The 18393-nt window shown below is 59.3% G+C and carries 21 protein-coding genes, 1 tRNA gene and 1 pseudogene; 10 read left to right on the plus strand and 13 right to left on the minus strand.

Features of this window, described 5'->3' with window-relative positions:
* Positions 1 to 9 precede the first annotated feature (9 nt).
* Complete coding sequence (locus tag QZ994_RS02695) at positions 10 to 462, minus strand: hypothetical protein (RefSeq protein ID WP_290867840.1); 453 nt, start codon at positions 460 to 462, stop codon at positions 10 to 12.
* 148 nt (positions 463 to 610) lie between these two features.
* Here QZ994_RS02695 and QZ994_RS02700 point away from each other — a divergent pair, with 148 nt between their 5' ends.
* Positions 611 to 1165 (plus strand): J domain-containing protein, encoded by a 555-nt coding sequence (locus QZ994_RS02700; protein WP_290867842.1) that lies wholly within the window; start codon positions 611 to 613, stop codon positions 1163 to 1165.
* Between the two features lie 36 nt (positions 1166 to 1201).
* Here QZ994_RS02700 and QZ994_RS02705 read toward each other — a convergent pair whose 3' ends face one another.
* The 9 genes from QZ994_RS02705 to QZ994_RS02745 all read right to left on the minus strand — a co-directional run bounded on the left by QZ994_RS02705 (position 1202) and on the right by QZ994_RS02745 (position 9016).
* Positions 1202 to 1615: a hypothetical protein gene (locus QZ994_RS02705; protein WP_290867845.1), complete on the minus strand. Its 414-nt coding sequence runs from the start codon at positions 1613 to 1615 to the stop codon at positions 1202 to 1204.
* A 32-nt stretch (positions 1616 to 1647) separates the two neighbouring features.
* Positions 1648 to 2058 (minus strand): hypothetical protein, encoded by a 411-nt coding sequence (locus QZ994_RS02710; RefSeq protein ID WP_290867847.1) that lies wholly within the window; start codon positions 2056 to 2058, stop codon positions 1648 to 1650.
* 107 nt (positions 2059 to 2165) lie between these two features.
* A complete protein-coding gene (locus QZ994_RS02715; protein WP_290867850.1) occupies positions 2166 to 2663 on the minus strand; it encodes a hypothetical protein in 498 nt (165 codons plus the stop codon).
* 171 nt (positions 2664 to 2834) lie between these two features.
* On the minus strand, positions 2835 to 3266 hold the full coding sequence (locus tag QZ994_RS02720; RefSeq protein WP_290867853.1) for an SMI1/KNR4 family protein: 432 nt from the start codon (positions 3264 to 3266) through the stop codon (positions 2835 to 2837).
* Between the two features lie 175 nt (positions 3267 to 3441).
* Positions 3442 to 4917 (minus strand): hypothetical protein, encoded by a 1476-nt coding sequence (locus QZ994_RS02725; RefSeq protein ID WP_290867855.1) that lies wholly within the window; start codon positions 4915 to 4917, stop codon positions 3442 to 3444.
* A gap of 150 nt (positions 4918 to 5067) precedes the next feature.
* Complete coding sequence (locus tag QZ994_RS02730; RefSeq protein WP_290867858.1) at positions 5068 to 5568, minus strand: hypothetical protein; 501 nt, start codon at positions 5566 to 5568, stop codon at positions 5068 to 5070.
* Between the two features lie 435 nt (positions 5569 to 6003).
* Complete coding sequence (locus QZ994_RS02735) at positions 6004 to 7074, minus strand: hypothetical protein (protein ID WP_290867861.1); 1071 nt, start codon at positions 7072 to 7074, stop codon at positions 6004 to 6006.
* Between the two features lie 60 nt (positions 7075 to 7134).
* Entirely contained in the window at positions 7135 to 7944 is an 810-nt protein-coding gene (locus QZ994_RS02740; protein ID WP_290867864.1) for a hypothetical protein, read from the minus strand.
* Between the two features lie 559 nt (positions 7945 to 8503).
* Entirely contained in the window at positions 8504 to 9016 is a 513-nt protein-coding gene (locus QZ994_RS02745; protein ID WP_290867867.1) for a hypothetical protein, read from the minus strand.
* A gap of 417 nt (positions 9017 to 9433) precedes the next feature.
* On the opposite strand from QZ994_RS02745, the pseudogene QZ994_RS02750 reads away from it, so the two are divergent.
* The 3 genes and pseudogenes from QZ994_RS02750 to xerD all read left to right on the plus strand — a co-directional run bounded on the left by QZ994_RS02750 (position 9434) and on the right by xerD (position 11732).
* Positions 9434 to 10058 (plus strand): annotated as a pseudogene (locus QZ994_RS02750) (phage integrase N-terminal SAM-like domain-containing protein).
* Between the two features lie 120 nt (positions 10059 to 10178).
* On the plus strand, positions 10179 to 10814 hold the full coding sequence (locus QZ994_RS02755; protein WP_290867869.1) for a chalcone isomerase family protein: 636 nt from the start codon (positions 10179 to 10181) through the stop codon (positions 10812 to 10814).
* A complete protein-coding gene (gene xerD / locus QZ994_RS02760; protein ID WP_290867872.1) occupies positions 10815 to 11732 on the plus strand; it encodes a site-specific tyrosine recombinase XerD in 918 nt (305 codons plus the stop codon).
* Positions 11733 to 11766: 34 nt separating this feature from the next.
* Here xerD and QZ994_RS02765 read toward each other — a convergent pair whose 3' ends face one another.
* Together QZ994_RS02765 and QZ994_RS02770 are read right to left on the minus strand one after the other, a co-directional pair.
* On the minus strand, positions 11767 to 12582 hold the full coding sequence (locus QZ994_RS02765; RefSeq protein ID WP_290867875.1) for a ferritin-like domain-containing protein: 816 nt from the start codon (positions 12580 to 12582) through the stop codon (positions 11767 to 11769).
* Positions 12579 to 13421: an undecaprenyl-diphosphate phosphatase gene (locus QZ994_RS02770; RefSeq protein ID WP_290867878.1), complete on the minus strand. Its 843-nt coding sequence runs from the start codon at positions 13419 to 13421 to the stop codon at positions 12579 to 12581. Before QZ994_RS02770 ends, QZ994_RS02765 begins: the two co-directional genes overlap by 4 nt.
* 106 nt (positions 13422 to 13527) lie before the next feature.
* Between QZ994_RS02770 and QZ994_RS02775 the strand changes: the two genes are divergently transcribed.
* The 5 genes from QZ994_RS02775 to QZ994_RS02795 are packed head-to-tail and all read left to right on the plus strand — an operon-like array spanning position 13528 to position 17340.
* Entirely contained in the window at positions 13528 to 15099 is a 1572-nt protein-coding gene (locus QZ994_RS02775; RefSeq protein WP_290867881.1) for a YdiU family protein, read from the plus strand.
* The gene (gene msrB / locus QZ994_RS02780; RefSeq protein ID WP_290867884.1) at positions 15096 to 15500 is read left to right on the plus strand and encodes a peptide-methionine (R)-S-oxide reductase MsrB; all 405 of its coding nucleotides are present in this window, start codon (positions 15096 to 15098) and stop codon (positions 15498 to 15500) included. Before QZ994_RS02775 ends, msrB begins: the two co-directional genes overlap by 4 nt.
* A gap of 37 nt (positions 15501 to 15537) precedes the next feature.
* The gene (locus QZ994_RS02785; protein WP_290867887.1) at positions 15538 to 16179 is read left to right on the plus strand and encodes a septation protein A; all 642 of its coding nucleotides are present in this window, start codon (positions 15538 to 15540) and stop codon (positions 16177 to 16179) included.
* Between the two features lie 35 nt (positions 16180 to 16214).
* Positions 16215 to 16490 (plus strand): BolA family transcriptional regulator, encoded by a 276-nt coding sequence (locus QZ994_RS02790; protein ID WP_290867890.1) that lies wholly within the window; start codon positions 16215 to 16217, stop codon positions 16488 to 16490.
* A gap of 28 nt (positions 16491 to 16518) precedes the next feature.
* Positions 16519 to 17340: a peptidylprolyl isomerase gene (locus tag QZ994_RS02795; protein WP_290867892.1), complete on the plus strand. Its 822-nt coding sequence runs from the start codon at positions 16519 to 16521 to the stop codon at positions 17338 to 17340.
* 88 nt (positions 17341 to 17428) lie between these two features.
* Here the strand turns inward: QZ994_RS02795 and trmB are convergent, their stop codons facing one another.
* On the minus strand, positions 17429 to 18070 hold the full coding sequence (trmB, locus tag QZ994_RS02800) for a tRNA (guanosine(46)-N7)-methyltransferase TrmB (RefSeq protein ID WP_290867969.1): 642 nt from the start codon (positions 18068 to 18070) through the stop codon (positions 17429 to 17431).
* Between the two features lie 245 nt (positions 18071 to 18315).
* On the opposite strand from trmB, the gene QZ994_RS02805 reads away from it, so the two are divergent.
* Positions 18316 to 18389, plus strand: a tRNA-Gly gene (locus tag QZ994_RS02805).
* The last annotated feature ends 4 nt before the right edge of the window (positions 18390 to 18393 follow it).

The following is an 18393-nucleotide window of genomic DNA, read 5'->3' on the forward strand; positions in this document are numbered from 1 at the left end:
GCGCTGGGGTCATGGGCGGGATTGTGGCGCCACCGCGCCCCAGCGCACCTCGGGTGCCTTGTCTTGTGTGACAGCCTGGATGCAGCGCGCAGCGTGGCGGTCCATCAGGGCCGAGAGCTGGCCAAAGTCGGGGCCCACGGCTTTGTTCATCGTGCTCAGGTTCAGGTCGATGCGAGCCTGAATGACGCGCTCGGCCCGCACTTCGCTGCGGCTTTGCTGGGCTGCGATCACCGCAAAACGCTCTGCCTTGTCGGCAATGGCCTTGAACTTCACGGCTTCGGCCGAGCGCTTGGCGCTGGCGAAGCCGGCTTGCACGACGCGGAAGAAAGCCGCGCATTCGGCGTAGTCGAGCGAGGCCCGTTCTGCGGCGTCGCGCTGGGCGGGGGAAAGCGGGGTGGCGTGAGCCGCTGGCGGAATGGCCAGGCAACATGCCAGGAGGCCGACGGTGATCGAGTGACGCATGCATGGGCCGGCCCGCCTGGAGGGGAGACGGGCCGAGGTGTGGGAGTCTTGGGCGAGCGAGGAAGCAATTCTGCGGCCATCTTGGTGCGCGAATTGCATGCCGCCGCCCCAACCCCCTCTCAACCCCTCAAGGACGGGCCGCATTGTGGTGTTTGCTTCAATCGAACCTGATCTGACCACGGCGACCTCACAGGCCGAAGAGTGGGTGGTGTGGAATGGCACGGCGGGGCTGCTGGCCATGGCCAGCCTCGGCCGGGTCGAGGTGGGCCCTGCGGGGCCGCAGGCCTGGCTGGCAGCCCCTTTCGACATGGTGGGCCCCTTTGACCTGCATGCCCTGACCCGCGATGGCTGGATCGAGTTTGCCGCGTGCAGGGTGATGTCGCGCCCGCGGTGGCAGGCCGACCAGACGGTGCTGCGCCAGGCGGCGTTTGAAGCCAGGCAGGCGGCCCAGGCCCGCTTCAACGCCTCGCAACAGGCTCGCTTTGGATCGGGCGCGGGGCAGGGCGGTGGCGCCTCATGGCGCCCGAGCGAAGAACGCGCCCACCGCGAGGCGCTGGCGTTGCCGGCCGAAGGCGCCCTGACCCCTGCCCAGATCAAGGCCGCCTTCCGCAGGCTGGCCCAAAAGCTCCACCCCGATGTGGGCGGCACCCATGAGGAGTTCGTGCGGATCACGCAGGCGCGGCGGGCCTTGCTGCGCCAATGAGGGCGCTGCGGGGCACACAGGCGCGTGCAGGAGCGCTCAGGTACCCTGGAGGATCGCCCGCAGCTTCCTGGCCAGCTTCTCGAATTCGTCCTGGTTGGATTGCTTCAGCCATTCGAGGTTTTGCTCGATCTCGGCCGCCGTGGCCGCGGCGTCTTCGGCCTTGATGGTTTCCTTGACCTGCCTGAGCTCCTTCAGTTTCGCCAAGGACGAACTGGCCTTGTCATCGAGCTTTGCGCCGTCTTCCGCGAGGCCCAGCACCACGTCGGTGAGCCAGCTGATCTGCCGCCCGTAAGACGCCTTGGCGAACACCCGCTTCTCGACCCGGGCGTTGCCTGCGTTCGCATCGATCGCGTCAAAAAACCAGTTGGCCGTGGGCTCGATGCGCTGGGCCACACTCCCGCTCAAGGGGAAATGGACGTTCGGTGCCCAAACGTTTTGCCAAGGGTTCATGGTTTCCTCCCGGGTTGGGCGATGAGGTCGTTTCAATCGGGCTGTGCGCTCAACACCAGACTCAAACACGGCACAGGCTTCACCTGACAAGCCAGGAACAGGTTGACCAGGAGCGAGGCCTCGAGCGGATGAAGGAGGGCTATCACGCAATGGCCTCCTGCTGGCCGCACGGGGTTCTGGCAAATGGCGGCCCTGATGCTCTCCAAGGTGAGCAGATCGGGCGCGAAGACCAGATAGTGGATCGCGAGGCCCTGGGGCGCAGGAGGGCGTGAACCTGGGGTGGGCTGATGAGCATGGCCAAACGACCGGTCTTCGTCAACCCGCCACGGCCAAAGGCAGACCTCGCCACTCGCCATCGGGTTGGTGAGTTGGCTGAGCACCGAAATTGGGTATTCGGTGGCGCTGGCTGCCCATTCCTGAAGGGCCACGGTGGTGGGGTGCATGGTTGTGAGTGTGGGGTGTCCACAAAAGTCGGGCAAGGTTCGCGTCCGCGTTGAACCTACAGTTAGGCTGTGGCGCGAAGGCATGATTTTTCCTTTTGGTGAGTAATTTAATTCTTGCGGACGTGGGTTTGTCGCTTTAGGTAGTAGCTCAACGCTATGCCAAGCCCGCCAAAGAACAGAGAAAAAAATGCAGCCATAGCAAACCACCATGCCGGCTGAGGTGCCTTGACGCTAGGATGATTGGCTATGAAAACTCCTCCAGCTAATACGGCTGATGTGATGGATGCGCCCGAAGCGTAAATGATGCGAGGCACTTCCAAAGTGATTTCGTCAGCGATCCGATGGAGGAATGAAGATGTGCTGCTGTTTGCGCCGGCCTTGGCTATTGACAGGGCTCCAACTACGAGTGCAATTGCTCCAAGCGTTGACCAAAACTCTGTCATCGTGTCCTTGTTGATTTTTGAATTCAGAAAATCAACGACTGCTTTTTCGTCTGCAAGCAGCTTGGACATTAGCACCGCTACAACGAAAAGTGTCAGCGTCTGCGCAACGAAAAGGATGGCTTCAGAAGCCAGAAACTCATTACGGGTCAAGCGTTTGCCCAAGACGATCTGATTGCTTTTGGATGAGGTTGTTGTTGATGCCATGGTTCCCTTTATTTTTTTGCGTGCCGCAAAAAGCCTAACGAATAGGTTAAGGGGCGGCGCTGCGAAGCAGCGACGTCCCTCTTGAACCGCCGGTTAGGCTGGTGACAGACGCAAAGGCAGCTGAGTTACTCATCTTGTAGTACTCGTCGTTAGCTTGGCCGCGAATTCCATGAAGCTGTCGGCAATCAGAATGGGCGCTTCATCAAACTGCTCATGATCAAGAAAATACACGCGACCAAGATTGGTGTCGTTGACGCCAATAAAAAATATGTTCCCACCTGGGTCGGCGCCGATTGGGATAGTCCGACTGTTTTCCGCGACGTCAACCCAAGACCGAAGGCAGCGCTCAAGTGACCTGAAGTCAGTGAATCCGATGCCAAAGAAGAAGTTAACCAATGAGTCTCCCCACCCGGGTACGGCAAGGTAACAATTGCTTGGCTCGTCGCCGTTATGACGGATCAAGAACTGCCGATATGTTTCGGGCAATTGAGCATTTAGCTTCTGCTCAAAAGCTAGCACTTCCTGTTCGGTGGTACCACCGAAGCTGTTCTTCATTTCCATAGTGTTAACCGCAAGTGTTGCAGACGGCAAGCGCTCATTTTGAAAAGCCTAACGCCCAGGTTAACCGGCGCCGGAGCCCGTTAGGTCGGAGTGTCCACAAAAGTCAGGCAAGGTTCGCGTCCGCGTTGAACCGACAGTTAGGTTTTCACGCGAAGGCAATGGCGATGGAGGTTGCTTATTCATCGGTCTTGACGTTGGATGCTGAAGGCTTATTGTCTCGACTTGCATCAATGACGACAACGGATTTTGAGCCAGTAAGTTTTAGCTCATTCAAAATGCGTACGGTCTTTGCAAGCTCAACATCTGAAAAGCACATGATGACTTTGATGGATTGCTTTGTTTGATTTGCTGCCTCATAAATCGCGACTTGATTCTCCAAGTTCTGCCTAAGTTTAGAGTTGCTTGCAAGCTTGAATTCAACAAGTGTACTATCCTTAGAGCCTCTCGATATTTTGTAGTCTACTGGGCCTCTCCCGTTGTTTACCTCACTGTTTACGTCATCTTGAGCGGCATACCAAGTGAGGCGGAACATAAGTTGAAGATCAGATTCACGCTTAACGGGTTGGCCTTTGACATAAAAAACTCTATAGCCGTCATTATTTTCAATCACTTGCTTTAGAAAGTGAACTCGCTTGATCGTTTCGTCGAACGTCCCATCTTTCTCAGCATAGAAATTTTTCTCAGAATGAAGCTTTGTGATTAGGCTGCTAACTTGACTAATGAAAACTGATTCTGTTTCCTTGATCTTCTCATCGCTGATCTTTACAGCGTCTGCACCGTTATCCTCTTTGAACTTGATGTAATAGTCGATGAGTTCTGGGAATTTTCTAAGTGTGGCCGCAACTGCTCGATTTATGTCTTTTTGATTTGCGTCGTCAGGAATTTGTCGAGCAAGATATTCGTTGACCTGGCTACGAAGAACTTCGTTCGGCAGCGATGCGGATACTTCGTCGAAGTCGCCGATGAGATCATGCTTGTTTATCCACGCTTCATCCTTAGTGAGGATGTCTTTTGGTGTTAGCAAGACAAAGTCGCCATCGATAAACGGCAATTCATAGTGCGCGGTTTGCCAGCTACGCGTTTCGTAATTGAACTTTGTGTGGGTTACAGGAACGCGTTTGATTCTGTTCGCTGGCAAATGTTGTTTTGCAAATGTTTGCGTGTAATCGCAAAGAAAACCTTTGATTAGGTTTGTTGCGAAGTCGCTGATATTGTCTTTTCCCACACCATCTTTAATTAAGCAGAGCTTTTCAAGATGGCTGCTCTTTGTGATTTTCTCTTCTCCAAAATCTCTGAAGATTGAGTGAAGGTTGTCGTTGAGTGCTGTGCTAAATGCTTGGCCAAGCCCGGAGCCTCCATTTCCAACTTTGCTGTACCCCAGCCAAGTTTGCTTTACTTCTGGGAATCTGAACCAAGATCTCAAAAGTCCCGGCGATATATCGCCTTCTGCCGACATCTCGCGCAAGAACCGAACGTATTTTATGATTCCGGAGTGAAGGTGTTGATATTCTGGCTTATCACTATTGAATAGCAAAAATGGATCAATGAATACCGGAAGGTCGTTAATTAGCGAAACATTGAAGGCGCCGTATGCGTCTAGCACTTCAGGCGCAACACCAAAGTAATCAGAGAAATAGACGCTAACCTGCATTTGGTTCTTTCAATGTTCTGGTGGTCACGTGGCTTGGCCAAGGAAACCTAACGCCCAGGTTAACCGGCAAAAATGCGGAGCATTTTTGTCCGCGTTGAACCGCCAGTTAGGCGCGCATTAGCGATGCTTATAAGTACGAAATTTTCCACTTTACATGCCTGCATAAACCATGGGTAGTTCGATATATGCGCCTTTTAGGCATGTGAGCCAAAGTTCATGCGCAGTTTTAAGCTGCTTGTTGCGCGAGGCGCGATCAACCAATGTGGCCGCCTGAAAAAGAAAATTGGCTTCGTCTGTCACCGCGTTTAGTTCTGTCTTGTTGAACGGGATGGACTCAAGAATAATTTGAACGATATTAGAAAGCCCGCTTGATTCGGAGAATGAGTTTGCGAGCCTGTCTGCGGCCTCTTCGTCGCCTGTTGCTTGGATCATTCGATAGCGCGCTACGCCAGCCGCCAGGATTAAAGTCCTGTAGGCTCCCAAGGCGAGGTCGTTGCACTCGTTTTCTGACAATTTTCCGTGAAGTGCAGCCTTGTGCATTTCGGCCAAAGTGGGGGTTGCCCCAATTTCCTTAAACAAGTCTTGAGTCGCGACGTGAATTCGATCGGCTATTTCGCGCGGGCCTTCCTTCTTCTTGAAAAACTTGAACATTACATTCCTTTCAGCTCAAGCTGAGGGGTGAGTGTGATTTCGGAATCTTGTAGCCACCATTCTTTTGATTGCTCGGCCAAAATATTAGCCACTTTTTCTATGGAGTTGTCTTCTAAGGTGCTACTCAAGACGACGAGCATCAATCCTTTCGGTTGAATATAGACAACCTGGGCCGACGGATTTATCTTGCTTCCTAGATCGAAAGCTAGATTGTGTGATTCCAAGATTTTTCAATTGAGAGGCGGAATTCTTTGTTCACATGTAGCTTTCTGAATTGGGCCTTGCGGTAGCAGGCTGGTGCTCGTTGCGCCTAACGCCTAGTTCACCGGCGCCGGAGCCCGTAAGGGCGGAGGGCACAAAAACCGGCCATGAAAATGCCGAAGGCATGGCCGGTTTTTGCGTCCGCGTGCAACGTACTGTTAGGCATGCCCATAACTATTTTGCGGAATAGTTAAAGTAGGGGGCTTGCTCGGTTAGGTGGGCACCATCCACAGTCGAAAATGCGCTGATCCTGTATTCGCCCAACAATCTGTGGGCTCGTGCTGAAGAAGGGAACTCCAATGTCAAGCACTCCGGTGAATTTGCATAAATAATCCTTGGATGTGGCTTGTCAATCTCATCGGGAAAGAAGTCCGGAGGCAGCTTGCTACATCGCGCAACTACGGAGGCCCACTGCATCTCTGGGAAATCCTTTTTCATGGGGGTAATTTTTTCCCCATACTTTGAATAAATCACTGAACGCACGCAGTCCCTGAGGAGGTCCCCGGTTTTATATATCCACCATAGATGAATGAGCATGTCGCGAAAGAATGAGAATGCAGTGTTTGCTCCGGCATGAACTACAGGGTCCGGCCCAAGGGTGTTAGGCGAAATAAGGCCTTTAAGGTAATACCCAAAGCGGGAATCCCTTGCCGATGTTAAATAAACTGAATTGAGTTCGGCTTGGTCATGCTTGATTTTGTTGACTATGGCTCCAACAAGATCATCTCTATGCGGCTTTGTAGAGGTTCTAAATTGCTTCCACCCTATTGGGTTTGCGGAATTAAGGAATACGGAGTTGATCTTGTTTTCCTTGGCCTCGGAGGCGCGACAAAGAGATCTAACAACTGACGTGCAGGCATCGTGATGCTCGTGTATTTTGTGGAGCAACTGAACATAGGCAGCCGTTGTGTCGAGTAATCTGTGTGTTCTTGTTTCTTCAGTTAAGGCGTAGCGCAGTGCATCGATGCTGTTTAGCACCACAGTCCATTCTTTTGTAATCAGCCTCAATGATGTTGCATAGGCGGAAGAGGGGTGTTTCAGGCCATGCTCATTATTGAAGATGAAATCCTCTGGTATGCCTGCAATCACATGTGCCGCTGATGGCAAAAGGCTTCCTTGATCCTCGGTTTTGATTTTTATCCGCATAGCTATTATGTGTGCAGTATGCCTAACGCCCAGGTTAACCGGCGCCGGAGCGCGAAGCGCGTAGGGCACCAACACTGGCCAGGAAAATGGCGAAGCCATGGCCAGTGTTGGCGTCCGCGTTGAACCGACAGTTAGACAGCAACCGCACGATACTCTTGTTCAGTGAAGATTGTCTGGTGCATCTGGGCTGCTCATCGAGTCATCAACTGCTGGCGGTCTAGTTGGCATTTGGAACAGATCGGAAATTCTTTTAGAAAAGCCCCCATCATCGGTTTTGAGTACGGTGTTGTATAAGGTTCTACTTAGGACTGACTGGGGGTGATCATAGTTGCGGCGGTAGGCTGTGACACTCCATCCGTTGGCCGACGCTCGTTCAATTTGGCGCTCAATGCTGCCAACCACCGTTTTTGCCGCATGATCCCTCGAAACTCTGTTTCGAATGTAAAATGCCGCTGCATCTTTGGCCGCACGCCAAATAAAATTGCACATTTGTGCAACGGAGTAGCTTTCAAGCCCCTTGTTTAGAACAAGAAAAGTCTTTTCGCCTGGGGAATACTGAAGTTGATGCTCCATCAATACGCGCTCTAGGAATGCCAGACATTCTTGCAGCGCGATTTCTTGCGCAAGAAATTCCAACTCCGCTTTGTGCTCCTCAAAAAATCCAGGAGTTAGTAGATCCTCTTCAATTGCAGTTATGAAGCCTGCCGGATTTGGGTGAGGTAGCAGGAATTCAACTTCACTCATATAAAAGGAGTAGCCTCCATTTTCATTTAGTGTAATGCGGCCCAAATCGGAATTTGGACTAACAATTAGCAGTTTAGATGAGTATAGCTCTTTGATGATTGCGATGCTGTATTCTGTACTAGGGGTTAATTCGTTGTCGCGGATTGAGTCAAACGCGTGAATGTAGGTCAGGGATTCGTCGGCGCCGAACCTTGATAGCGCAGCGAGGGAAACCAACTGCCGCACGGACATTGTGTATGGATCTATCGGCTTGCTGAGCGCAGCTTGGGCATGCCTTGTGACGCAGTTGTGCTTTGCCTCCAATGCGGTTGTCGCTATGTGGGTCTTGCAGTCTTGGCACGTCCACTTTTCGCGAAGTGCTTTACTTGTGAAGTCTGTCCGGCCCTCGAATTGGTACGGCTCCTCGCATGCTTCGCAAAATATGTGAGGCGAGAAGAATGCGCAATTCGCTTTGACGATCTTGTTGACCTCCGTAGTGGTCATTTTGTAGGTCTTAGCAATTTCGGATATCGTCTTAGAAAACGCCCCGTCGCCACCAATTTGCCAATATTCACGGCAGATAGCGGAATGGGATGAGTCGTCTGTGTATATTTCGAGAGTCATTCTTTGAGAGTCCCCGATAGTGTTTTTGCTGTCTAACGCCCAGGTTAGCCGGCAAAAATGCGAAGCATTTTTGTCCGAGTTGAACCTACAGTTAGGCTGGTGCGCGTAGGCAGGAAAGTGCAAGTTCACTCCAGATTCGTAAGATCTGCGCGTTCATGGAAGTCGCGCAACATGCAGTTCACTAGTTTCCGGCTTGCGGTCCTTTAAACCCACGCCTGATCCAGGCCAAGGATAGGCCAGCAATGAGTGTGATGATTGGGACAGTTAAGGCAATTCTGAGATGCCTTATGGACTCGTGAATTATCTGCGGCTTCTGTTCTTCTGCGATTCGTTCTTTGACCTGTTGAATTTTGTTTGCGAGCAGTGGCTTTGTGACGTGAATCATCATGAGGACATTTGATGATGCTTTTTTAGCATCTGGTGTGATCATGAAGCTCATGCAAGAATTCTTGTTAATTTTTGTGAGGTTGTAGGCCTCCTCGCAGAGGCGATCTGCCTCTTTATGCAACTCTAATGGGTCGCGTATGCGTTGCACGGCCTCAATCTGGTTTCGAAGCTCGCCATAAGCGATCTGCTCAGGATCTTCATCGAATTTGGGTAGGCTGTAGTAATAGCTAGCAACGGTCGCGGCCAGCCAAATAAAAGTGAATACAACATAAAGTCGCCACCATCCATTCAGGGATACGTTCTTCATTCGCTGCTCTCTCCCGTGTTTCAGTGCGCCTAACGCATTAAAGGCGCGCGTTTCTTAGAAGCCTAACTGTAATTTCGACGTCATCTGTGCCGTCTTTTCTGTCGAGTTGCGTCTCTCCGGCCTTCTTCGTCTGTTGGTGTCTGGCCAGGGCTTCGGCACAGGTGATGCCGAACCTGTGGGCATCTGTCCGGCGTTCGCGGCGCACACTGACGCATAACTTCGTAGCTCCCTCGTTGTGCAGCCAAGTTCTACGTCGTACATCGCGCGAGGTTATGCACAAGGTTAGGCTGCCTGTGTCATTTGTTTCAGTATGCGGGGCGGCCAGGAAGCGGTCAAACGGATCGCGTGGGCTCCCCCCGAAGCGGGTAGCCGTGGTGAGGCCAATCTGCCACCATGCTGTGGATAAACACAGTGAACATGGTGGACACAAGCCTTCCCCCTCTGCAGTCCACGCGCCTGCTCGATCAGTTGCGTGAACGTTTGCGCTTCATGCACTACAGCCTGCGTACCGAACAGGCCTATGTGTATTGGGTCAAGGCTTTTGTGCGGTTTGTCGGCCTCAAGCATCCTCGCGAGGTGGGGTTTTCCGAGCTGGAGCGTTTCCTCATTCACCTGGCGGTTGATCGGCAGGTTGCCCCGTCCACCCACAAACAAGCGCTGGCCGCCATCACGTTCATGTATGAGCGTGTTCTGGGCCTGGAGGTGCCTTGGCTGGCCAACATTGGGCGGCCCAAGGTGGTCAAGCGCCTGCCGGTGGTCCTGTCGCAGCAGGAGGTCCAGCAGGTCTTGCCTGCGCTCGATGCGCCCCATCGTCTCTTGGGGCAGTTGCTTTACGGCACCGGTCTTCGCCCGATGGAAGGATTGATTGCCACGCCCCACACCCTGCGGCACTCTTTTGCAACCCATCTGCTCCAGGCCCGTTACGACATCCGCACGGTCCAGTAACTAGCTGGGGCACAGTGACGTCAGTACCACCATGGTCTACACCCACATCCTCAAACTGGGTGGTGGCGGTGTGCAGAGCCCGCTCGACATGCTGTGAACCCGATGCAGCAGGCTGTCGGCCAATTGCGCGCCTGCCGCGTTGGTGGTGTGAGCCCGGTCAGGCTTGTTTTCCGGCCACGGGGCCCCATTTGCCAGTCATCCCAGGGAAACACCTCGCATGAAGTCTTCATTCCTCTTGTGGCGCCACGGCCTGGCCCGCTCTCTCGCGCTGTGCGCCTGCCTGGGGGGCGCCCTGCTGCCCGTGGGGGGCTTGCTGGGCGCGGGCGAGGCGCAAGCCGCCACCCTCGAAGGCCAGCGTTTCGACGACAGCGCCCAGCTGGGGGGCCGTGCCCTGCGGCTCAATGGCCTGGGGCTGCGCGGCGTGGCCTGGGTGAAGGCCTTTGTGGCGGGGCTTTACCTCAGCGCGCCCACCAAAGATGCGGCTCAGGTGCTTGCCATGCCAGGCCCCAAGCGCCTGAGGCTGCGCATCATGATCGATGCGCCCAGCCACGAGCTCAGCAAATCGCTCACCGGCCGGGTGGAAGACCACGAACCCCAAACCGTGCGCGAACAGCTGGCACCTCGGCTGAACGAACTCGCATCCCAGATCGACAGCCTGGGTGAACTGAAAACCGGCGACAGCATCGACCTCGATTTCCTGCCCGACAAGGGCACCCACCTGCGCCTGAATGACAAGCCGGTGGGCGAGGCCGTGCCGGGTGAAGACCTCTACCGCACGGTGCTCAAGATCTTCGTGGGCGAGCACCCGGTCGACCGCCGCATGAAGCAGGGCCTGCTCAAAGGGGGCGCCTGAGTGGCCGACACCCTGGCCTTGGCCCCCGTGCTGGACCCGCACCTCGACCGTTTCATCGATGCCCTCTGGCTCGAAGACGGCCTGAGCAGCAACACCCTGGCCGCCTACCGGCGCGACCTGCAAGGCCTGGCGCAGTGGTTGAAGCAGAGCGGCTCGGGCCACGGGCTGGTGCAGGCGACCGAACTCGATCTCCACGGTTTCACCGCGGCCCGCCATGCCGAGTCCAAGCCCTCGTCGGTGGGGCGGCGCCTGAGCGTGTTCAGGCGTTTTTTCCGTTGGGCGGTGCGCGAGGGCCTGAGTGCCACCGACCCCACCTTGCGCATGGACGCCCCCCGCCAGCACGCCCGTCTGCCTGGCACCCTGACCGAAGACCAGGTCGAGGCCCTGCTGGCCGCGCCCGATGTCTACGAGCCCCTGGGCCTGCGCGACCGCGCCATGCTCGAGCTGATGTACGCCAGCGGCCTGCGGGTGAGCGAGCTGGTGGAGCTCAAATCGGTGCACGTGAGCCAGAGCGATGGGGTCTTGCGCGTCACGGGCAAGGGCAGCAAGGAGCGCCTGGTGCCCTTTGGCGAAGAGGCTGGCAACTGGTTGGCCCGCTACCTGGCCGAGGCGCGGGGCCCCATCCTGGGCGGGCAGGTGAGCGATGCGCTGTTCGTCACCGCCCGGGGTGGACCCATGACGCGGCAGATGTTCTGGAAGCTGATCCGCAAGCACGCGATGCACGCGGGCATCACCCAGGCCTTGTCACCCCACACCTTGCGGCACGCCTTTGCCACGCACCTGCTCAACCATGGCGCCGATTTGCGCGTGGTGCAGATGCTGCTGGGCCATGCCGACATTTCCACCACCCAGGTCTACACCCACGTGGCGCGCGAGCGCTTGCGCCAACTGCACGCAAAGCACCACCCGCGGGGCTGAGGTGTTGGCTGATGGGGTCGCTGGGGTGGCTGGTTCAGTCCAGCCCCAGCAGCCAGGCCATTTCGGCTTCGGTGAAACCGGCGGCGCGCCGAGCGGCCTCGTTGAAGGGCGGCTTCAGGCGTGGCGCCTCGTATTGCTTCACCAGGCCGGGGTAGATCGCGGTGGCTTCCAGCCCGCGGGCGTCGCACAGGTGGCGGAACCAGTGGTTGCCGATCGCGACATGGCCCACCTCGTCGCGCAGGATCACATCGAGGATCTCGACGGCGCGCAGGTCGCCAGCGCGGCGCAGCTTGTCCTGGATCAGCGGGGTGGCGTCCAGGCCCCGGGCTTCGAGCGTGCGTGGCACCAGGGCCATGCGGGCCAGGATGTCGTCCTGGGTCTTTTCGCACATGGTCCACAGGCCGTCGTGGGCGTCGAAATCGCCGTAGTCGTGGCCCAGGGTCTGCAGGTGGCTGCGCAGCAGGCTGAAGTGCAGGGCCTCTTCGGCGGCCACGCGCAGCCAGTCGAGGTAATAGGCCTGGGGCATGCCGGGAAAGCGCCAGACGGCGTCCAGCGCCAGGTTGATGGCATTGAACTCGATGTGGCAGATGGCGTGCAGCAGGGCGGCGCGGCCCTCTTGCGTGAAGGGCGAGCGCGAAGGCACCTGGGTGGCCGAGACCAGGGCAGGGCGTTCGGGCCGGCCTGGCATGAGGGCCTGCTCGGCCTCAGTGGGGGCGATCACCGCCCCCAGGTCTTCTGAATGCAGGGTCGCGGTGGCCCCCGCGGCGTCCAACAAGGCCCTGGCGGCCTGGGCCTTGTCGGCAGGCGACGCTATCAGCAGGATGTCAAGGGCTCGGCGGCGAAGGCTCATTCTGCCCAGGTGACGATGCCAAAGTGGGCCGTGGCCAGGATCACCAGGCCGAAGGCGATGCGGTACCAGGCGAAGGGCACGAAGTTGTGGCTGGACACGTACTTGATCAGCCAGCGCACGCACACCCAGGCCGAGAGGAAGGCGAACACCAGGCCCACGCTGAAGAGGGGCAGGTCGGCCAGGCTCAGCAGTGCGCGTTCCTTGTAGAGGCTGTAGGCGCCCGCGCCCACCAGGGTGGGGATGCCGAGGAAGAAGCTGAAGTCGGTCGCGGCCTTGCGCGACAGGCCCAGCATCATGCCGCCAATAATGGTGGCGCCCGAACGGCTGGTGCCGGGCACCAGGGCCAGGCACTGCACCAGGCCCACCTTGAGCGCGTCCATCAGCGTGAGGTCGTCGACGGTCTGCACGCGGGGGGCGGGGCGCTTGGCGGCCAGCTTCTCGGCGATCAGGATGATCACGCCGCCCAGGATGAAGGTGGTGGCCACGACGGTGGGCGTGAACAGGTGCGCCTTGACGGCCTTGCCGAACAGCAGGCCCAGGATGACCGCGGGGATGAAGCCCAGGATCACGTTCAGGGTGAAGCGCTGGGCCTTGGGGTCGGAGCCCAGGCCGGTGACGGTGTCACGGATGCGCTGCCAGTACACCAGGATCACGGCGAAGATGGCGCCGGTCTGGATGGCGATGTCGAAGACCTTGGCCTTGTCGGCGCCCACGCTCTGCCCGAAATCCAGCAGGGATCCCGCCAGGATGAGGTGACCGGTGGAGGAGATGGGGAGGAACTCGGTGAGCCCTTCCACGATGCCCATGAGGGCCGCTTTCACGAACAGGATGACTTCCACGGCGTGCTTTCCGACAGCTTGGCAAACGCGCATCTTAGGTCACCCCCCATGACGCCATTGCCCGACCCTGCCCCAGGGACAGGGGGGCTTGTCTACACTGCGCCACATGCCCGCTGACACCCCTCCCTCCGCCGCGCCCGCCTCCTGGGCCCCAGAACCGGCCCTCTGGCTCAACCGTTTTGCCGGCCTGAGCCGCGAGCTGGGCGAACGCCTGTCCGTGCCCCTGGGCACCCCCTGGGAGGGCGACCCGCTGCCCCGCCCCAGCTGGGTCGCGACCAACGCCAACCTGGCCCGCGAGCTGGGCTGGCCTGAGCACTGGGACCATGCCGAGGCAGGGCAGGGCGCTTCCGCCTTGAAGGTGCTGAGCGGCAACGCCCAGTGGCCTGGCATGGCGCCGATGGCCACGGTCTACAGCGGCCACCAGTTCGGCGTTTGGGCCGGCCAGTTGGGCGATGGCCGCGCGCTCTTGCTGGGCGAGCTCGACACCCCGCTGGGCCCGCAGGAGATCCAGCTCAAGGGGGCGGGTAGCACGCCGTATTCACGCCGTGCCGATGGCCGGGCCGTGCTGCGCTCGTCGATCCGCGAGTTCCTGTGCAGCGAGGCCATGCACGGCCTGGGCATCCCGACCACGCGGGCGCTGACCCTCAGCGCCTCGCCCAAGCCGGTGATGCGCGAGACCGTCGAGACCGCCGCCGTGGTCACCCGTGTGGCCCCCAGCTTCATCCGCTTCGGCCACTTCGAGCATTTCTCGTACACGCAGAACCCGGCAGAGCGCGAAGCCCTGCAGGCCCTGGTCGATTTCGTGGTCACCCACCACTACCCCGAGCTGCTCGATGCCCCCAACCGCGCCCTGGCTTTGCTCGAGGCCGTGCTACAGCGCACCGCCTCGCTGATGGCCGCCTGGCAATCGGTGGGCTTCTGCCACGGGGTGATGAACACCGACAACATGTCCATCCTGGGCCTGACCATCGACTACGGCCCCTTCGGCTTCCTCGATGGCTTCAACCCCGACCACATCTGCAACCACTCCGACACCCAGGGCCGCTACAGCTGGAACAACCAGCCCCAGATCGGCTACTGGAACCTGCGCGCTCTGGCCCAGGCCCTGCTGCCCCTGATCCCCGAGGCCAAGGGCGACAACCCGGTGGTGGTCAACGTGCTCAAGGGCTACGAGACGCACTTCCCGGCGGCCATGCGCGCGCGCTGGCGGGCCAAGCTGGGCCTGGCCACCGACCAGGATGACGACGGCAAGCTGGCCGTGGCCCTGCTGGAGGTGATGGCCCAGGGGGCGGTGGACTTCACCATCGCCTTCCGCCGCCTGGCTGGCTGGCGCAGCGACCTGCCGCCCGAGGCCCCCGAAAACGCCCCGGTGCGCGACCTCTTCCTCGACCGCGCCGCCTTCGACGCCTGGGCCTTGCGCTACAACGCCCGCCTGCAGGCCGAGGGCAGCATCGACGCCGAACGCGCCGAGCGCATGCGCCGCGTCAACCCCGTCTACGTGCTGCGCAACCACATGGCCGAAGTGGCCATCAAGCAGGCGCAGGCGGGCGATTACAGTGAGGTCCAGCGCCTGCACCGCCTCCTGCAAAACCCCTTCGACGAACAGCCCGGGGCCGAGGCCGATGCCGGCTTCCCGCCCGACTGGGCCACATCCATCGAGGTGTCCTGTTCATCATGAGCGACTACAAGATCAAGAAGACCGACGCCGAGTGGCGCGCCCAGCTGGCGCCCATCGACTACGAAGTCACCCGCCGCGCCGCCACCGAGCGCGCCTTCACCGGCCGCTACTGGGACCACTTCGCCCAGGGCGACTACAAGTGCATCTGCTGCGGCGTGAAGCTCTTCGAGTCGGAGACCAAGTTCGATGCCGGCTGTGGCTGGCCCTCGTATTACCAGCCCACCGAGCAGGCCCTGGTCGAGCGGGTGATGGACCACAGCCACGGCATGACCCGCGTGGAGGTGCGCTGCCAGAACTGCGGCGCCCACCTGGGCCATGTGTTCGACGACGGCCCCGCCCCCACGGGTGAGCGCTTCTGCATCAACTCCGCCGCGCTAGACTTCGAGCCGCGCCCGGAGTGAGCGTGCCAACCACGGGCCCCACGGGGCCCGCTTTCACATGAAGATCTTTTTCGACCTGCTGCCCATCATCCTGTTCTTCACCGCCTTCAAGTGGGGTGAGGGGCACCGGGAACAGGCCGCGCAGTGGATGACCCACTACCTGGGCTTTGCCGTCTCGGGCGGCGTGGTGGGCCCGACCGAAGCGCCCACGCTGCTGGCCACGCTGGTGGTGGTGGCCGTGACCCTGCTGCAGGTGATCGTGCTCAAGGCCCTGCGCAAGCCCGTCGACAAGATGCTCTGGGCCGGTCTGGTGATCGTGGTCGTGCTGGGCGGGCTCACCCTGTGGTTCCACGACGAGACCTTCATCAAGTGGAAGCCCACCGCCATTTACTGGCTCATGGGCGGCGGCCTCTTTGTGAGCGAGGTGCTGCTGGGCAAGAAGATGCTGCGCCAGATGATGGGCGGCCAGGTCGATGTGCCGGATGCCGTGTGGCGCCAGCTGGGCTGGGCCTGGGTGGCCTTCTTTGCCGGCATGGGCGTGCTGAACCTGTACGTGGCGTTCAACTACCCGACCGACGTCTGGGTCAACTTCAAGATGTGGGGTAGCCTGGGTCTCACCCTGGTCTTCACGCTCGCGCAAGGCCTCTACCTGGGCAAGCACATGAGCCCGGCCGAGCCCGCCGCCGACAAGTCCGCCTGACCCCGCACCTCACATTGCCTCGAAGGGATCCCACCATGAGCGACAACGCCGTGACCGCCGCCAAGCTGGAGCAAGTGCTTCACGCTACTTTGCAACCGGAAACCCTGGTCGTCACCGACGACAGCCATGAGCACGCTGGCCATGCGGGCCACAGTGGCGCCGACCATGGCACCCACTTTACAGTGCAGATCAAGGGTCGCTGCTTCAACGGTTTGACACACGTTCAGCGGCATCGCCTTGTGTATGATGCCCTGCGCGATTTGATCGCCCAAGGCATCCATGCCCTGGTGATCAAAGCCGAGCCTGTCTGAACAATCCAAGAAAGACTTTTCGCTCATCATGAAGACCTCCCGTATCGCTCAGGCTGCCTTGCTGGCTGCTTCGCTCACGCTGGCCGCTCCGCTGGTGTTCGCGCAGAACATCACCATCGTCAACGGCAAGGCTGTGCCCAAGGCCCGCGCCGAGGCGATGATCGACCAGATCCTCAAGCAGCAGCAACCCGGCCAGCCGCCCCAGACCCGCACGCCGGACCTGGAGCAGAAGGTCAAGGACGAAATCGTGCTGCGCGAAATCTTCCTGCAGGAAGCCGAGAAGCGCGGCCTGCAGGCCACCGCCGATTACAAGACCCAGATGGAGTTCGCGCGTCAGTCGATCCTGATCCGCGCCCTGTTCCAGGACTTCGAAAAGAAGAACCCGCCTGACGAAGCCGAAGCCAAGGCCGAGTACGACAAGATCAAGGCCGCCAACGGTGGCCAGGAATACCGTGCCCGCCACATCCTGGTCGAGTCGGAAGACCAGGCCAAGGCCCTGATCTCGCAACTCAAGGCCGGCGCCAAGTTCGAAGACCTGGCCAAGAAGAATTCGAAGGACCCGGGCTCTGCCGAAAACGGTGGCGACCTCGACTGGGCCAATCCCGGCAACTACGTGCCCGAGTTCTCGCAAGCCCTGACCAAGCTGCAAAAGGGCCAGATCACCGATGCGCCCGTGAAGTCGCAGTTCGGCTTCCACATCATCAAGCTGGAAGACGTGCGCACCGCCTCCTTCCCGAGCTACGACGAAGTGAAGGGCCAGATCCTGCAGCGCCAGACGCAAACCAAGCTGGCCAAGTTCCGCGACGACCTCAAGGCCAAGGCCAAGACCGACTACAAGTTCAGCAACTGAGCTGGGCTGCCGGGCTGACGTCTCGTCGGCCCCGGGGCAACAAAAAGGGCGCTGCTTCTCTCGAGGCAGCGCCCTTTTTCATGGCCTTTCAGGCCTTTTTGCGGAAGACGAGGTCCCACACGCCATGGCCCAGACGCAGGCCGCGGTTCTCGAACTTGGTCAGCGGGCGGTAGGCGGGCTTCTCGGCATAGCCCTCGGCGGTGTTTTGCAGCGAGGGCTCGGCGCTCAGCACTTCCAGCATCTGCTGGGCATAGGGCTCCCAGTCGGTGGCCAGGTGCATGTAGCCGCCGGGTGCCAGGTGGGCGCAGAGCTTGGCCACGAATTCGGGCTGGATCAGGCGGCGCTTGTGGTGGCGCTTCTTGTGCCAAGGGTCGGGGAAGTAGATGTGGATGCCCGACAGCGAAGCCAGGGGCACCATGTGGGCCAGCACCTCGACCGCATCGTGCTGGCAGATGCGCAGGTTGCTCAGGCCACGTTCGCCGATCTGCTTGAGCAGGGCGCCCACGCCGGGTTCGTGCACCTCGCAGCCGATGAAGTCGACATCGGGCAGCGCCTCGGCGATCTTGGCGGTGGCGTCGCCCATGCCGAAACCGATCTCGAACACCACCGGAGCCTGGCGGCCGAAGACGGTGGGGTAGTCGAGTGCCTGCTCTGCAAAGGGCAGGACGAAGCGCGGGCCCAGCTCGGCCAGGGCGCGGGCCTGGCCCTCGGTCGTGCGGCCAGCGCGCATCACATAGCTGCGGATGGCGCGCGGGAAGGCCGGGCCGCCGTGTTCCTGGGGCTGCTCGGTGAGCGGTTCGGTGGCGTCATCGGCGCCGGTGGGGTGCTCGGGCGGGGTGGACTCGCTGCTGGACATGCGGCTGGGGTGGGATCAAAACGAAGGCGAGAGTGTGCCTCATCTTGTGTGGGGCAGGGGCCTCAGTGCGGCAAGCCGGGGCTGCAAGTGGCGGGAGCTGGGCTAGAATCTCAGATGCTGCGGGTGTCGTTCAATGGTAGGACTCTTGCTTCCCAAGCAAATAACGTGGGTTCGATTCCCATCACCCGCTCCAGCAT

It is taken from the genome of Aquabacterium sp. (assembly GCF_021768455.1).
Lineage (GTDB): Bacteria > Pseudomonadota > Gammaproteobacteria > Burkholderiales > Burkholderiaceae_C > Aquabacterium.

What these genes read in the sequence shown, in the direction of transcription:
- msrB (WP_290867884.1), top strand. Translation starts at nt 15,096, where the DNA reads ATGAGCGACTACAAGATCAAGAAGACCGACGCCGAGTGGCGCGCCCAG.
- QZ994_RS02765 (WP_290867875.1), bottom strand. Translation starts at nt 12,582, where the DNA reads ATGAGCCTTCGCCGCCGAGCCCTTGACATCCTGCTGATAGCGTCGCCT.
- QZ994_RS02705 (WP_290867845.1), bottom strand. Translation starts at nt 1,615, where the DNA reads ATGAACCCTTGGCAAAACGTTTGGGCACCGAACGTCCATTTCCCCTTG.
- QZ994_RS02745 (WP_290867867.1), bottom strand. Translation starts at nt 9,016, where the DNA reads ATGAAGAACGTATCCCTGAATGGATGGTGGCGACTTTATGTTGTATTC.
- QZ994_RS02795 (WP_290867892.1), top strand. Translation starts at nt 16,519, where the DNA reads ATGAAGACCTCCCGTATCGCTCAGGCTGCCTTGCTGGCTGCTTCGCTC.
- QZ994_RS02695 (WP_290867840.1), bottom strand. Translation starts at nt 462, where the DNA reads ATGCGTCACTCGATCACCGTCGGCCTCCTGGCATGTTGCCTGGCCATT.
- QZ994_RS02755 (WP_290867869.1), top strand. Translation starts at nt 10,179, where the DNA reads ATGAAGTCTTCATTCCTCTTGTGGCGCCACGGCCTGGCCCGCTCTCTC.
- QZ994_RS02735 (WP_290867861.1), bottom strand. Translation starts at nt 7,074, where the DNA reads ATGGCTTCGCCATTTTCCTGGCCAGTGTTGGTGCCCTACGCGCTTCGC.
- QZ994_RS02775 (WP_290867881.1), top strand. Translation starts at nt 13,528, where the DNA reads ATGCCCGCTGACACCCCTCCCTCCGCCGCGCCCGCCTCCTGGGCCCCA.
- QZ994_RS02785 (WP_290867887.1), top strand. Translation starts at nt 15,538, where the DNA reads ATGAAGATCTTTTTCGACCTGCTGCCCATCATCCTGTTCTTCACCGCC.
- trmB (WP_290867969.1), bottom strand. Translation starts at nt 18,070, where the DNA reads ATGCGCGCTGGCCGCACGACCGAGGGCCAGGCCCGCGCCCTGGCCGAG.
- QZ994_RS02720 (WP_290867853.1), bottom strand. Translation starts at nt 3,266, where the DNA reads ATGGAAATGAAGAACAGCTTCGGTGGTACCACCGAACAGGAAGTGCTA.
- QZ994_RS02790 (WP_290867890.1), top strand. Translation starts at nt 16,215, where the DNA reads ATGAGCGACAACGCCGTGACCGCCGCCAAGCTGGAGCAAGTGCTTCAC.
- QZ994_RS02725 (WP_290867855.1), bottom strand. Translation starts at nt 4,917, where the DNA reads ATGCAGGTTAGCGTCTATTTCTCTGATTACTTTGGTGTTGCGCCTGAA.
- QZ994_RS02730 (WP_290867858.1), bottom strand. Translation starts at nt 5,568, where the DNA reads ATGTTCAAGTTTTTCAAGAAGAAGGAAGGCCCGCGCGAAATAGCCGAT.
- QZ994_RS02710 (WP_290867847.1), bottom strand. Translation starts at nt 2,058, where the DNA reads ATGCACCCCACCACCGTGGCCCTTCAGGAATGGGCAGCCAGCGCCACC.